Source organism: Cryobacterium sp. TMT2-15-1 (assembly GCF_004402345.1).
In the GTDB taxonomy this organism is placed as follows: domain Bacteria; phylum Actinomycetota; class Actinomycetes; order Actinomycetales; family Microbacteriaceae; genus Cryobacterium; species Cryobacterium sandaracinum.
Window position 1 is genome coordinate 23,987 of sequence record NZ_SOGD01000037.1, and the last position, 13,130, is coordinate 37,116.

Consider the following 13,130-nt stretch of genomic DNA (forward strand, 5'->3'; position numbering starts at 1 on the left):
GCGGTGAGGGCGAACGGTCATGTGGCGAGTCCGAGCGCCCCGCCGCCGGCGGTCAGCGCGCCCGAAACGAAGCGTGTGGTCTGCCCGATATCTGTCGTCCAGACGAAGAATGATGAGATGAACGCAACGCCGACGCCGGCCAACAGGAGGATGAGAGCTAAAACGTTGGTGTTGTTGGTCTCCAGATAGTCGAGGTAGGAGGCGGCGAACGACGCGATGAGGACGGCCAGGCCAACGCAGCAACCGCCGATGGCGACGTTCGCTTCTCGCTGGGTTACCTGCTGTTCTGCAGTCGTCACGGTCGGATCCTACCTGTTCACTATCTGGATGCTGAGGCCGCGCATTGCCCCAGGATCGTGGTCTTCACGGACAGGCTCCTGACTGCGGTCATCGCGGCTTAGGCGTTCCCGAAGGCTGCGGCGTGCTCGGGAGTGCCGGGCCCGAGCCGCTTCTGGTCGGATGCCAATGATGCTGCCGGCCTCCGCGATGCTCAGCCCCTCCCAGACGACGAGGGTGACCAGCTCCTGATCGCGTGCCGAGAGCGAGGCGAGTGCCGCAATGGCTGCGTCGTCGCTGGATTCAGGTGCGATCGGCCACACGCGCAGCTCGTCCCTTAGGCGTCCGGTGAGCGTTCTCTTGCGGTCCCTGGTCCTGATCGGCAGCCGCTCTCCCGTTTCGCGCAAGACGCGTGCCGGCAGACGTCCTTTTGCGCGACAAGCCGCCCAGCAGGTGCTCCGCAACCCGCGCTACATCCTGGGGTCCAACCTCGTCCAGCTTCTGACCCCCTAGGCTCACTTTCATGGGCGCATATGAGTTCTCCATCCGATCAACGGACGATTCAGACTGGCGTGAAATTCGCGACGTGCGCTTGGAAATGATTCGCGATACGCCGACCGGCTACGCAGAAAGCCTCGAGGAAGCACTGCGCCACGAAGAGGCCGAGTGGAGAATGCGCGGGCACCGCGGTGCCAGCGACCAGGGCATCGCTATCGCAGCGATCACCGAGTCCGGGCGCTGGGTTGGAACGATGGCTGGATTTGTGCCCGATCCAGAAACCGGCCCCCTTCTCGTGGGCGTATATGTAGCACCGGATTATCGTGGCAGCAAGGTTGGCCTGACCGATGCCCTATTGACAGCGGTTGAAGACTGGGCCCGCACCGAGAGCCACCAGTTGACTCTCCACGTGCACGAGGACAACGTCCGCGCGCGAAAGGCGTACGAAAATCGGGGCTTCGCGGCAACCGGGCACAGCGTCCCCTACAACCTAGACCCCAGCAGGAACGAACTGGAAATGGTCAAGAAGCTCTAACGCTTCTTGCGATGCTGGTCGCTCTCGTCCCCGTTCTTGGTTCCAAAATGCCACCCAGCTGCTCAACGCCGGCTCGAAGCCCTGGCGGCGAATTCTGTGCCCCATGAAGGTCCGGCTTACAGGACAGCCGATGAGCCCACGCGCGACGGCAGAATGTCACGCTCATTTAGCTGCTGGTGGCACCGGGGAGACGTATAGACGATCTTGTACTTGTGCCTACTGGTCACACGTTGGTCACCCTCGTAGAGTGGCAAGCACGCGCCGAAAAGTAGCGCGATCGTGCAGGCTCACAGCGCCGAGATGCACACGACCTAGAGATCGAGGTACCGCATGACTCAGTCACGTGGCCATGCTGGGCTATGGCAAGTACTTGGGGCAATCCTGTCGTTCCTCGCCAAGGGCATCGGTGCCGGGCTGTCCTCGATCGCCACCATGACTTTCGGAGGCCGAGCTGCCCCAGGCGACCTGCCAACATCGCCGCCGCCGAAAGAGTATCGACCGTAAACGACCAGCAGCGCCTCAGCGGATTCGGCTACTGACCCAGACCGAGGAACTTCGGCAGCTGGCTGGCGTCCTGGACCTTCCCCTTGGGCCCCCTACGACCTGGGCTCAGCACAGCTCATCCTCCACGCTCTCCCGAATTTGTCCGGATGCACCGACGCTTCTCAGCCTTTATGAATCAGGTCTACGATTTTCTGGGCGTTGTCGTCTGGAGAGACGCTGATCTGCACATGACCACTTTCCATGGCCTCCATCACCACGACGGCAGCCTGTATCTCCCCGCCGATCTTGATAATCAGGCGCACCGAATCCCCGGCTTGGACAGCCTTCACCGTGAGGGCGTTAAAGACGACCGCCCCGTCTTCGGTGAACGTCACGTCAACCGCGTTCTGCCCCCCTCACTTTCGGCGATGGTGGCATCCTTCACTCCAGCTCGCTCAAGTACGGATGGGAGAACAACATTCTCGCCATTAACCTGAACGCATTGCGGGTCCGCCCCATCAGCGCAAGTCTGCGATACCGCCAACTCGATCGCTCCCCCGGCAGCCGACGCGGAGTCACCGGTGCCAACTCCAGCCGAACACCCACTGAGGACCAACCCGACAAGTACGACCAGAGAGAGCCTGGGTGTTCGAGAAGCCATGAATAACCTTCCTTCGACGCGGGCTGAGGACCGGCAGAGCTTCCGCGTCCAACTTTTGCCCGACCGCGGATTGGCGATCTATGAATTGTTCAATTGCACCAGCAGAGTCTCAGCAGCACTGGAGATGCTGCCAATTGAGGAAAGAGTAACGATGCCAGCAACGCCCCAGAACCAGTAACGGTCACTGCGACCCGCTTTCATCCGGTTGAACGCCAGCCACCAAGCCGCCACCGACGCCAAGGTGGAGGCGACTACGGTACCAAACGCCATCCGTACGAAGTCTGCTGCGTCTGGTGCATCCCAGGAGTTGGTCGCGAGTACGATGCAGAACGGAACGATGATCATCCCCACGAATCCGATGAGCACCGGAGACACAGCACGTCGTTTCTGAGTACCCGTCTGAGTTGACATGCGGTGAGTCTCGCAGGTCTCGCCCCTGCAGACGACGCAATCGCGCAAGCGATCCGCAGAGGGTTCCCGACTGCCACTCCACCGAAACTTTGGAACCTCGGCGAATTGGTGCGCATCCATGGAGGTCCGCCGTACGTTCCCGCGTGAGGACAGTGAGTCCAGCCGCGGCGTGACGACGAGTGTTGCATGCGTCGAAGTCAGCGAAAGTGCCTGAAATACCGTTCCGGATCGTCCAGGAACGATCGCCAATTCCGAACCAGGTCGAGGTCCTCCCAGGCGCAGCGACTGTATCCCCATGGCCCGACCTCATAGATCTCCGCACCGGGTATTGACGCCAGAATCGGTGAATGAGTGGACAGGATCACCTGAGACCCACCGGCGGCAACAATGTCCCGGAGATCGCTGAGCAGAGCAAGCGATCCGGTGAACGAGAGTGCTGATTCCGGCTCATCAAGGATCCACAAGCCCGGGTAACGAGACCGGGCAGCCACAAGGTCGAGGAACGACTCGCCATGCGAGCGCTCGTGGAATACGGGGTCGTTTCCGCCGGGGTTGTCCTCCAGATAGGTGAAGAACCCGTGCATCGTTTCCGCGCGGAGGAAGAAGCCGCCCCGGCCGGCGCCGAGACCACGGTTCAACCGCAGGTGGTCGGCGAGGGTGGACTCGGACCTGCGGGTGGTGTGTCTGGAGCCGGTCGATCCTCCTTCCGGTCCCATGCCGTAGGCACCTGCGATGGCCTCAACGAGAGTCGATTTGCCGACTCCGTTGTCGCCGACGAATACGGTCACTGGACCCAGTTCGAGACCATCATCGAGGAGCTGCGAGATCGGGGCAAGCGTCGCGGGCCACACATCCCGAGGCAGAAAGGGCGCGTCGGGATCCTGGCTCACCGAGCGCAACGGAGGCTCGTTTCTCGACATGCGATCATTCTGCCTGAACCGCCACTGGAAACAGTTAGACCAACCGTTCAGGGTTCGTTTTCTCGGTCCGTGGGTGCAGCCAGCCCTAGACCGTTTCGCTAGGACTTTCCCGGTGTCTCTCTGCGTCCAGAGGGACTCGCCGACGACTGCTCCCCTGGACCAGCACCAGCCAGCCGCTAGAACGGAAGCAGCTGAAGTGGCGAGCATAACGGTCAACACCACATCGGGTTTCAAGGTCATTGCCCGTCCGGTCATGGACGTGAATTCGCACTGCAGCCCCAGCGGGATCAACGTGATCCGGCCAACGATCGGCTCTCCGGGGTCTACGCTTTCGCGCGCCGCTGGGAGTGCGTCCACAAGGCACGAATAGCTTGGATCTCGGACCGCGTAAATCGCCGCAGCTGGCGGCAATGCCATGAAGATGGCCAGCCCGCACAACGCAGTAGCCGCCCATCCCCTCGTTCCCATTTGGCCATGCAACCACATTCCCTCGCACCCGCCGGGACTTTCTCCCCAAGTCGCGGGAAGTGACCGCACAGGGTTGGTCATGAGGTGATCCTATGTGCCGAGGCACGCACCCCTGAATCGCAAGGTGTTGCCGGATTGCCCTGGCGGAGTCGGAAGATAGACCTTGACCCCTCCAAATCTATATAGATAGATTCGCGATATGAAGCCTTTAGGTCGTATGACCCCTGCCACGGCAGATGTACTCGAGGTGCTCTTGGACGCTGGTGAACCAGTCTGGGGATTGAGAATCGTGAAGGTGACAGGACGGCCCGCGGGAAGTGTGTACCCGATCTTGGAGAGGCTTGAACGCTTGGGCTGGGCTACTTCGCAGTGGGATGAGGACTCTAATCGCACTGGACCGCGCCGTCGGCTGTATTTGCTCTCGGACGGGGCAAAAGCCTCTGCCCTCACTGTCGTAGCCGGAGTTCGAGAGCGACAAGCTCGGTTAACGGCACAAGCAGCGGCGGCCCGGGCATGAGCATCGCAGACACGTTAGTAGCCGTGGTGGCCTGGACGCTTCCCGGGCTCGCGCGACAGCGTTATCGCGAAGAGTGGCTGGCCGACTTGGTCGGTGCCCGCGATCTGGAACTCTCGCAATGGTCAATCGTCGGTGGTGCGGTTATGGCCGCGATCACGATTGACCGCACGGACCCAAGCGTGACCGGCATCACAAGAGCGGACCTCGTAGCCAATCGGATGCGCTGGGCTGCCGCGTTGCTTGGAAGCGCCGCAGTCTTGGGCTTCGGGTTGTTTCTCTGGGGCGGCTACGAAATGCTCGAAATTGCTCCGCTAGGACTTGGGATACAGGTACTCGCCTTTTTCCTCGCAACGCTTGGTCTCTTCGCGTGCTTGGGGACGCTGGTCGTCGCTTTCGACTTTGCCAGCAGACGCACGGGGCTCGCGCTTGCTATCGGTGTCGGTGTGATCCTCGTACTCATGGTGATGGTGATGGTGATGCCCTTCCTCGGCATTCTCGCGGTCCCGGCGTTGCTGGCAGCCATCATTGTTGCCTTCGGCAGCAAGAGGAGACCGGCCGGCTCTCAACAACTGTCAGGGCGGAGCCGAGTCCTGGTGGCTCTTCCCTTCACACTGCTCGCCCTACTGATTGTGGTGGTAGGCGTTCTGCACATCTCAGTGTGGAACCCTCTCGCAAAGGCTCCAGGCCTCAGCCTGGACGAAATCTACTCTGCGATGTCTGCCGCCGGTGAGGCGCCGCTCAACATCTTCTTGATGGTGTGGGCCATCTTCTGGGGAGCCATGGCCGTGACGCTTCCAATACTCTGCGGTCTTCGAGGAGTCGCGAGGTTTTTCACCGCTCGCCGAATCATCGTGGTGGGCCTGCTCCTGGTTGGGACGACGGCTTCCTTCCATTGGTTCGCAGGGTTCAACATGGGTATGTCGCTCGCTGACACCTTCATGACCAGTGGTGGCGACGCAGCAATCAGCGGGCCAGCCATAGCCATAGCCGGCCAAACGGCGCTGGTGGCCGCCCTACTCATCGGTCTGCCTCCTCTTCGCTATACGGCTGAGATGGTGACCGCCGGCCCTCGCTGAGGCGGGGAGCCACCTTCCCGCATAGCGTTCGGCTGGAGGCACACAGAAACCGGGTTGGAACTTGGACTCGGAGTTGCCTTGGACCGACTCCACTACCGAGGTGCGGTTTGGGTGCTAGCTGCGGGCGGGGCTTCAGTGTGGTTGGTTTGCGGTTGTTCGGGCTTGGCGCCATTCGATGAGAGCTAGCGCTCCAGCCGCCGCCGCCGCCACGACGACAGCGCGTCCGACGCTGCTGATCAGACCCGGCAGGCTCCCTACAGCCAGGGTTGCGAGGAATGTGGACGCGCCTGCGACTGCCACTCGCCCAAACCGGCTTGTGCGCACCAGGCGAGCGAGGACGAATCCGATGGCTGAGCCGACGAGTCCGATTCCGCTGGCCAGAGCAAGGCCAAAGGCCAGAAAAGACGCGTCGTCGCCCGATGCGATCACCACAACGATGACGTAAAGGTTGGCGGCGACGACTCCCGCTGCGGTCACGGGGATCATGCTCGTCCAAGCTGGTCGGTTCATCCCGGTAGCCGACGCTGTTTCGCCGGCGCCAACACCCTTGCGCAAGGTGGACTCGACCCACAGGCGCGAGCGCCTATAACCGGGCGAAGCGTCGGCGATGACTCTTGCTTCTCGGGGATCGAGAACTTCGATCGAGTCCAGGCTCTCGTAGAAGGTCGCAGTGGTGTCGCGCACCAGCTCGCTGAGGCCGTAAACGTTGAGGAGCGCGCCGTCGACGGTGTCAGTGACGGACGTGACGAGCCACTCTTCGTCGCGTACCACTACCACTGAGCCGGGCGCGAACGCGAGACCCTCTACTTGCGAAGTCACTGTCTCATCCCCTGCACCCCGAGCTTCATTAATCCGAGCCTAACCGCAGGGGGCGCACTGGCTGAACCGAACCAAAGCACCAGAGATCTCAGGGTGATCGTTTCCATACAACGCTCGCAAAACTCGCGTGCCCAGCACAGCAGTTTCTCTAGGGCCTTGCACGGCGGATAACAGTCATTCTTTGGGGATGAAAAGATGCCCACGAAATGACTTAGGTAGCTGCATAGGTAGCTGACTTCAAAGATGAAATAAGCGAGAACAGAAATATTACTTCTGACCAGCACATTGAAGTAGGGCGGCCGGGACTTGAACCCGGGACCGACGGATTATGAGTCCGCTGCTCTAACCAGCTGAGCTACCGCCCCAATCGACGCGACTGCTCTGACGAGTGGGCGACCGATTCTGTGGTGATCGGATGGATCACCAGATCCAACGATACAGGTTCGAAAGGCGGGCTCGCCCGCCTACTCCGCGCCGCGGGCGGCCGCGTCGGAGGTGACCGCGTCGATAACCGGTTCCCCGCGATACAGGCACTCAAACGTGTTCAGGGTGCGGTTGATGTCGTGCATGCTGATGAGCCGGAGGGAGCTGTTTTTGAGCGCGATCAGGTCGTCGGGTGCGGCCGTCAGAACTGTTGTGAGCTTGTCGGCGAGGTCCTGAGCGTTACCGGGCTCGAACAGGTAGCCGTTCTGGCCATCGTGCACGAGGTGTGGGAGTGCCATGGCGTTGGCGGCCACGATCGGTAATCCAGACGCCATCGCCTCCATAGTCGCGATGCTCTGCAACTCCGCGATCGACGGCATCGCGAACACCGTCGAGCGGGTGTAGGCGGTCGCCAGTTCGGCATCCGTCACATAACCCGCGAACGTGACCCGACCACTAAGTCCGAGCGTCTGCGACAGATGTTCGAGGTTGCGCTTCTGGTCGCCCCCACCGACGATCTCCACCTGCACATTAAGGTCGGGCGACAGGAGGGCCACGGCCTGCAACAACACGTCGATCTGTTTCTCACCCGTCACGCGGCCAACGAACAGAATGCGGTTTTCGGAGCGCGGCGCGAAACTGGACGAATAGTTGTGGGCGTCGATGCCGCAGGAGATCGCCAGCACACCCTCGAGGCCGGTATAGCGTTCCAGGAACTGAGCGGCCCGCAGCGTCGGGGTCGTGACGGCCTCAGCCCGACCAAAGGTGCGCCGGGCGGCCCGCCAGGCACCCTTGATGAGTCGGTCGTGCAGACCTTTGGGAACAAGGGTGAATTCCAGCATGTTCTCCGGCATGAAGTGATTCGTGCCGATGATGCGGATGCCCCGCTTCGCGGCCTCGATCGTGACGGCGCGGCCCACCATGATGTGCGACTGGAAATGCACGACATCCGGTTTGAATGTGTCGAGAATACGCCGGCTCTCCCTGGGGATGAACCACGGCAGCGCATACCGCAGCCAGTCGTGCGGGTACCAGCGCCAGCTCTTGAGACGGTGCACGACCATCGGCTGACCCTCGTGCACCTCGGTCCAGGTGCCGAACTTGCGTGACGCGGCCGGTGCCATGATCTGCACCTCGTGCCCGCGGGCCACCATCCCGGCGGCAAGACGCTCCGCGAACTTGGCCGCACCATTCACGTCGGGCGCGAAGGTATCCGCAGCGATCAGTATCCGGAGCGGCGACTTCGACACCGGCTCGATGCGGGTCGCCTCGCTCGGCAAAACGGTCGAATCTGACAAAAGACACTGTCCCAACGTATGTGAGCCGGAGTTCGTCATCCGGCGATAATTCATGCTTTCGACAGCGCACACGCTGACGAGGTCTTGTAGAACCCTATTCTAAACCGTCCCGGCCACCGCGATACGGGTGGCGACGCGCCCGTGGGAACGCCGATCCCAGTGGCTCGGACCGTGTCAATCGTCGGCCAGTGGGTGAAACCGGGCCAACAGGAAGACCCCGACGATTGCGATGACACCCGCAACGAGGAAGGCGACCGTCGCCCACGGCGGCGCCTGCTCGATCTCGCCCAGGACGACGATGCCGATACCGACGGCGATCAGCGGATCGATCACTGTCAACCCGGCGATGACCAGATCCGGCGGTCCCGATGCATAGGCATTCTGAACGAAATAGGCGCCGAGCCCCGCCGCCAGCAGCAGCCCGACGAGGCAGGTCAGAGTCAGCCACTCGAAGTTGCCGTTCTGGGTGCGGTTGATGACGACCTTGGCCAGTGTGGCGACGAACCCGTAAAGGACTCCGGCGCCCACGATGTAGAAAATCGCCTTGAACCGGGTGCGCAGTCGAACGAACAGGACCCCGAAGACGGACAGTACGACGCCGAGCACGACCAGGATCGTGATCAGGTTGCCATCCGTGACCGGCTTGTCTACCGCGGTGAAGGCGGCCACGGTGACGAAGAGGGCCACCCCGCCGACGCACATCGCGATTGCGATCTTGGAAGCTCGGTTGACGGGTACCCGGGTAATGCGGGAATTCAGGATCGACGTGATCACGAGGGCGACGGCGCCCAGCGGCTGAACCATGATGATGGGGGCGAACGCCAGGCTGGAGAGCTGGAACGCGATCGCCAAACCGAGCATAATCGTGCCGAACACCCAGGACGGTCGCCCCAGAAGCAACATCAGCTGGCGCGGGTTGAGCCCCCCGGTGACCTCCGCCGTCTTGGCCTCGACCTTGGTGACGCCCCGATGCTGGAATTGCGCTCCCAGGGACAGGAAGACAGCTCCGACCAGGGCGAGCGGTATACCGATGGCCTGACGAGGATTGATTGCGATTTCCGCAGTCAGGTCAGCCAGGGAGAGTGTCACTCGACGACTTTACCGAGAACCGGCCCGATATCCTTGCTGAATGGCCGTTCGCTCGATAGTTATTTCAGGAGACCCCGTTCTCCATTCCCCTGCCCTGCCAGTGACCGATTTCGGGAGTGTCCTGCGTGAACTCGTGCAGGACATGTTCGAGACCATGGATGCCGCGCCCGGCGTCGGTCTGGCGGCGCCGCAGGTCGGAGTGCCGCTGCGGCTCTTCACCTTCAACTACCTCGACGACGACGACCACCTCTGGCGTGGCGTGGCCATCAACCCGGAGCTGTGGATCACCCCGGTTTCCGCGGGCGAGGCCGACGAGGACGAAGACGTCGAGGGCTGCCTGTCCTACCCGGGCGAGCGCTTTCCGCTGATGCGTTCTCCCTCCGCCATCCTGAGGGCGGTGGATCTCGAGCAGAAACCCTTCGAAATCCACGCCGAAGACTGGCTGGCCCGAATCTTCCAGCACGAGTACGACCACCTCGACGGCACCCTGTACGTGGATCGCCTCGAGCATTTCTACGCCAAGATCGCCTTCAAGGTGACCCGCAAGCGTGGCTGGGGCACGCCCGGGCTCGGCTGGATGCCCGGCGTCGACAACCTCGAAGATTGACCAGATAGGCCTGGCCTGATTCGCTGGCCCGGCGAAAGAGTCAGCCGCGGTCGAGGTCCACTCCATGGATGCCGTTGTGGAAGCGCAACGACGGGAAGATGGCCGAGACCGTGAACCCGACGCCGGGCACGGTCCCGGCGTTGAAAATGCCACCGAACATCGCGGTGCGCTCGCGCATCTGAGTGATGCCTGCCCCGGCTACGTTCGCACTCAGTGCCTTGAGGTCGTCGTCGATCGTGTACATCGTGCGCGCGGCGAAGTCGGCGGCGTCGGCACTGTCCCGGCGAGCCGCCGCACGGATGCCGTCATCGGCGACCAGCAGCTGCAGCCCGTCCTGAGTCCACGTGAACGTGACCCGAGCCTCCGTGCCTCGTCCGCCATGGGTGAGAGTGTTGGCCAGCGCGCTCTGCAGGATACGGAAGACGGCCAGTTCGGCGCCCTGCTTGAGCGGGAACCGCGCGCCTGACTCGGTGAAGACCACGGTGACGCCCGCGTCACGCATGACCCGGAACAGCTCGTTCGCCGACTGCAGGCCCGGTTGGGCGGCGGCGACAGATTCGCCCTCGCGCACGATCGTCAGCACGCGGCGCATGTCGGCCAGCGCCACCCGACCGTCGTCAACCAATGCCGTCGCCACCCGCACGGCGCTGGACGGGTCGCTCTCGGCCGTGTAGCGGGCACCTTCGGCACGGGTGATCAGCCGCGCAACGGACAGCACGGCCACGTCCTGCAGTTCCCGGATGATGCCGAGCCGGCCCTGTTGTTCGGCAAGAGACAGTTGCAGGTCAATGCGCATCCGCTCGGCCGCCGTGCGGTCGAAGACCACGCGCCGGGCCCGGACAAGGGTGACCAGCCAGAGGGCGAGCAACCCGACGACGAGCACGGACAGAACGGTGCTCACGGTGAGCCAGGACTCCACGGATGCCGCCTTTTCTGCGACCGCGTCGCACGGAAGTGAACGGGATACAAAAAAGGCCACCAGGGGTGGAGCCCTTGGTGGCCTTTCGCTCCCCGACTTGGACTCGAACCAAGAACCTGCGCATTAACAGTGCGCTGCTCTGCCAATTGAGCTATCGAGGAATGTTGCTGGAACAGCTCTACCACTTTATCAAAAGTTGGCGATCTGCCAAATCGGCGTCAACCGTCAGTAACCGATTCGAGGGTCAACGACGCCGACGTACCGCCCATCCGCAAGGAAGGCAACCACATTCAGGCGAATCCGCTCGGCCAGGAGCGGGGCGGTCATCTCGGGCGTGTCGGCCGAATGCGGTGTGATCAGGCACCGCGCCTCGGCCCAGAGCGGATGCCCCTGCGGCAACGGCTCCGGATCGGTCACGTCGAGGGCAGCGCCGGCGATGGTTCCTGCGGCCAGCGCTGCCACCAGAGCGTCCGTATCGACGAGCGGGCCGCGGGCGATGTTGACGAGCACCGTTTCGGGCCGCATCAGCTCGAGTTCGGCCCGGCCGATCAGGTGGCGGGTGCCGCCCGTGAGCGCAGCCGCCACGACGACGACGTCGCTGGTCTGGAGAACGCCGGAGAGGGCGTCCGTCACCACCGTCTGAGCCGCACCGGGCACCGGCTCGGTGCTGCGGCGCACCACTGTGACGTGGGTGCCGAAAGGCTCGAGCAGGCGGATCAGCTCACGGGCGATCCCACCAGCACCGATGATGGTCACATTGAGGCCGTAGAGCGAGCGCCCCTCGGACAGCGTGCTCCAACTTTTGGCCCGGACGCGCTTCGGCAGCACCCGCAGCAGCGCCAGGGTGAGAGCCAGGGCGTGTTCGGCGACGGGCTGCGCGTACGCGCCTTTCGCGCTGGTCCACAGAAGGTCCGGGCGGTCCAGGCCGGCCAGCACCCCGCTGAAGGCGTCGACGCCCGCCCAGGGGAGCTGCACCCACCCGATGCCGGGATACGCGTGCAGGGTGGCGCGCAGCTCGTCGGCCCGGCCGTAGTCCAGCCAGATCAGTCCGCGGGTCTCGCCGGAGAGCTCTGTCACGGTTCCCCCGGCAGCCTCGACCGCCCGGGAGAAGGCCGGTTCCGGCCGCGGCAGGATGGTGATCGGACCGGGGGCCGGCCGTCGGTGCGCCGGAAGGGGCGTGACCTCGTCGGCGAGAACGGCCTGGTGTTGCACGAATTCAGTTTTCGATGACATGTTCGTCGGATTCACTCTCGTAGTCGTAGTTGTCGTCGTCGTTCTCCTCGTCCGGCGCCTCCCCCATCAGAGCCGCAGCCAGGCCGGCGACATACGGGTGCCATGGGTCGTCGAACACCTCGTCGATCGTACCCAGCCCCACCAGCACGCCCTGGTGCAGCACGGCGATTCGGTCCGCGACCCGGCGAAGCACGCTGAGGTCGGAACTGATCACCATCGCCGAGAAGGCCCGCTCGCGCTGCAGCTCGCCGATCAGGTCGACCACGGCGTCCCGGACGGTGGCGTCGACGCCGGCCGTCGGCTCGTCCGCGATCAGGACCGACGGCCCGAATACCAGCGCCCGGGCCAGCGCCACCCGCTGACGTTGACCATTGCTCAGCTCGTAGGGGAATTTGGTGAGCACCGACAACGGAAGCCGCACCGCGTCGATCATGGTCGCCACTTGCTCGTCGAGGGTGTGCCGGTCGTAGCGCCGGTCTCGGTCGAGCACGGGCTCGGCCACGATCTCCGCCACCGTCAGAGTCGAGGGCAGCGTGTCGGCGGCATCCTGGGCGAGGTGCCCCACCCCGAAGGTGAGCCGGGCCAGCTTGCGCCGACGGATGCCACGGAGCCGGTACCCGAGCACCGTCGCCTCTCCCCCGGTGATCTCTGGTCGAACGTCGCCGGTGCCTCCGCCGCCGTGGCTGAACGCGGCGCCCGAGAGAACCCGGGCCAGCGTGCTCTTGCCCGAACCGCTCTGCCCGAGCAGTCCGAGCACCTCACCGGCCCCGATCTGCAGGGTAAGGCCACGCACGGCCGTGAATGCGCCGCTGGCACCGTGGGGCGGGTACTCGACCGTCAGGTCACTGGTGGAGATCGGACTGGTCGGACTTGTCGGTGCGGCGCCGCGGATCATGT

Annotated in this window: 16 protein-coding genes and 2 tRNA genes; 5 read left to right on the forward strand and 13 right to left on the reverse strand. The window is 63.5% G+C overall.

Translation table 11 applies throughout. From position 1 onward, the window contains the following. Positions 1–17: 17 nt before the first annotated feature. Together E3O62_RS10220 and E3O62_RS10225 are read right to left on the reverse strand one after the other, a co-directional pair. A complete protein-coding gene (locus tag E3O62_RS10220) occupies positions 18–299 on the reverse strand; it encodes a hypothetical protein (RefSeq protein ID WP_134398429.1) in 282 nt (93 codons plus the stop codon). 9 nt (positions 300–308) lie between these two features. Next, a complete protein-coding gene (locus E3O62_RS10225; RefSeq protein ID WP_166786463.1) occupies positions 309–599 on the reverse strand; it encodes a sigma factor-like helix-turn-helix DNA-binding protein in 291 nt (96 codons plus the stop codon). A gap of 25 nt (positions 600–624) precedes the next feature. Between E3O62_RS10225 and E3O62_RS16580 the strand changes: the two genes are divergently transcribed. Together E3O62_RS16580 and E3O62_RS10230 are read left to right on the forward strand one after the other, a co-directional pair. Next, positions 625–789 (forward strand): hypothetical protein, encoded by a 165-nt coding sequence (locus E3O62_RS16580; RefSeq protein WP_166786464.1) that lies wholly within the window; start codon positions 625–627, stop codon positions 787–789. A gap of 10 nt (positions 790–799) precedes the next feature. Next, positions 800–1,309 carry an N-acetyltransferase gene (locus E3O62_RS10230; protein WP_134398431.1) on the forward strand — a complete coding sequence of 170 codons (510 nt, stop codon included), beginning with the start codon at positions 800–802 and terminating at the stop codon, positions 1,307–1,309. A 665-nt stretch (positions 1,310–1,974) separates the two neighbouring features. Here E3O62_RS10230 and E3O62_RS10235 read toward each other — a convergent pair. The 3 genes from E3O62_RS10235 to E3O62_RS10245 all read right to left on the reverse strand — a co-directional run bounded on the left by E3O62_RS10235 (position 1,975) and on the right by E3O62_RS10245 (position 3,784). After that, complete coding sequence (locus E3O62_RS10235) at positions 1,975–2,187, reverse strand: hypothetical protein (protein WP_134398432.1); 213 nt, start codon at positions 2,185–2,187, stop codon at positions 1,975–1,977. A 344-nt stretch (positions 2,188–2,531) separates the two neighbouring features. After that, complete coding sequence (locus E3O62_RS10240; RefSeq protein ID WP_134398433.1) at positions 2,532–2,864, reverse strand: hypothetical protein; 333 nt, start codon at positions 2,862–2,864, stop codon at positions 2,532–2,534. A 197-nt stretch (positions 2,865–3,061) separates the two neighbouring features. Further along, positions 3,062–3,784 (reverse strand): AAA family ATPase, encoded by a 723-nt coding sequence (locus E3O62_RS10245; protein ID WP_134398434.1) that lies wholly within the window; start codon positions 3,782–3,784, stop codon positions 3,062–3,064. Positions 3,785–4,469: 685 nt separating this feature from the next. On the opposite strand from E3O62_RS10245, the gene E3O62_RS10250 reads away from it, so the two are divergent. Beyond that, the gene (locus E3O62_RS10250) at positions 4,470–4,769 is read left to right on the forward strand and encodes a helix-turn-helix transcriptional regulator (protein ID WP_241973430.1); all 300 of its coding nucleotides are present in this window, start codon (positions 4,470–4,472) and stop codon (positions 4,767–4,769) included. Beyond that, positions 4,766–5,845, forward strand: coding sequence for a hypothetical protein (locus E3O62_RS10255; RefSeq protein ID WP_134398436.1), 1,080 nt, complete (start codon positions 4,766–4,768; stop codon positions 5,843–5,845). The genes E3O62_RS10250 and E3O62_RS10255 overlap by 4 nt, the downstream gene beginning before the upstream one ends. 132 nt (positions 5,846–5,977) lie before the next feature. On the opposite strand, the gene E3O62_RS10260 is transcribed toward E3O62_RS10255, so the two are convergent. The 4 genes from E3O62_RS10260 to E3O62_RS10275 form a co-directional block, all read right to left on the reverse strand. Continuing rightward, positions 5,978–6,664, reverse strand: a complete 687-nt coding sequence (locus tag E3O62_RS10260) for a hypothetical protein (protein ID WP_134398437.1) — start codon at positions 6,662–6,664, stop codon at positions 5,978–5,980. A 291-nt stretch (positions 6,665–6,955) separates the two neighbouring features. After that, positions 6,956–7,029: transfer RNA gene (locus E3O62_RS10265), tRNA-Ile, on the reverse strand. Positions 7,030–7,128: 99 nt separating this feature from the next. Then, positions 7,129–8,385: a glycosyltransferase gene (locus E3O62_RS10270; RefSeq protein ID WP_241973422.1), complete on the reverse strand. Its 1,257-nt coding sequence runs from the start codon at positions 8,383–8,385 to the stop codon at positions 7,129–7,131. A gap of 174 nt (positions 8,386–8,559) precedes the next feature. Beyond that, positions 8,560–9,474 carry a DMT family transporter gene (locus E3O62_RS10275; RefSeq protein WP_134398439.1) on the reverse strand — a complete coding sequence of 305 codons (915 nt, stop codon included), beginning with the start codon at positions 9,472–9,474 and terminating at the stop codon, positions 8,560–8,562. A 40-nt stretch (positions 9,475–9,514) separates the two neighbouring features. Between E3O62_RS10275 and def the strand changes: the two genes are divergently transcribed. Beyond that, positions 9,515–10,081 carry a peptide deformylase gene (def, locus tag E3O62_RS10280; RefSeq protein WP_134394114.1) on the forward strand — a complete coding sequence of 189 codons (567 nt, stop codon included), beginning with the start codon at positions 9,515–9,517 and terminating at the stop codon, positions 10,079–10,081. A gap of 40 nt (positions 10,082–10,121) precedes the next feature. On the opposite strand, the gene E3O62_RS10285 is transcribed toward def, so the two are convergent. The 4 genes from E3O62_RS10285 to E3O62_RS10300 all read right to left on the reverse strand — a co-directional run bounded on the left by E3O62_RS10285 (position 10,122) and on the right by E3O62_RS10300 (position 13,128). Further along, positions 10,122–11,000 carry a sensor histidine kinase gene (locus E3O62_RS10285; protein ID WP_134394115.1) on the reverse strand — a complete coding sequence of 293 codons (879 nt, stop codon included), beginning with the start codon at positions 10,998–11,000 and terminating at the stop codon, positions 10,122–10,124. A gap of 88 nt (positions 11,001–11,088) precedes the next feature. Next, positions 11,089–11,161 (reverse strand) — tRNA-Asn (locus E3O62_RS10290). Positions 11,162–11,225: 64 nt separating this feature from the next. Beyond that, on the reverse strand, positions 11,226–12,233 hold the full coding sequence (locus E3O62_RS10295; protein WP_134398440.1) for a D-isomer specific 2-hydroxyacid dehydrogenase family protein: 1,008 nt from the start codon (positions 12,231–12,233) through the stop codon (positions 11,226–11,228). Beyond that, a complete protein-coding gene (locus E3O62_RS10300; RefSeq protein WP_134394117.1) occupies positions 12,217–13,128 on the reverse strand; it encodes an ATP-binding cassette domain-containing protein in 912 nt (303 codons plus the stop codon). Before E3O62_RS10300 ends, E3O62_RS10295 begins: the two co-directional genes overlap by 17 nt. Between the last annotated feature and the right edge of the window lie 2 nt (positions 13,129–13,130).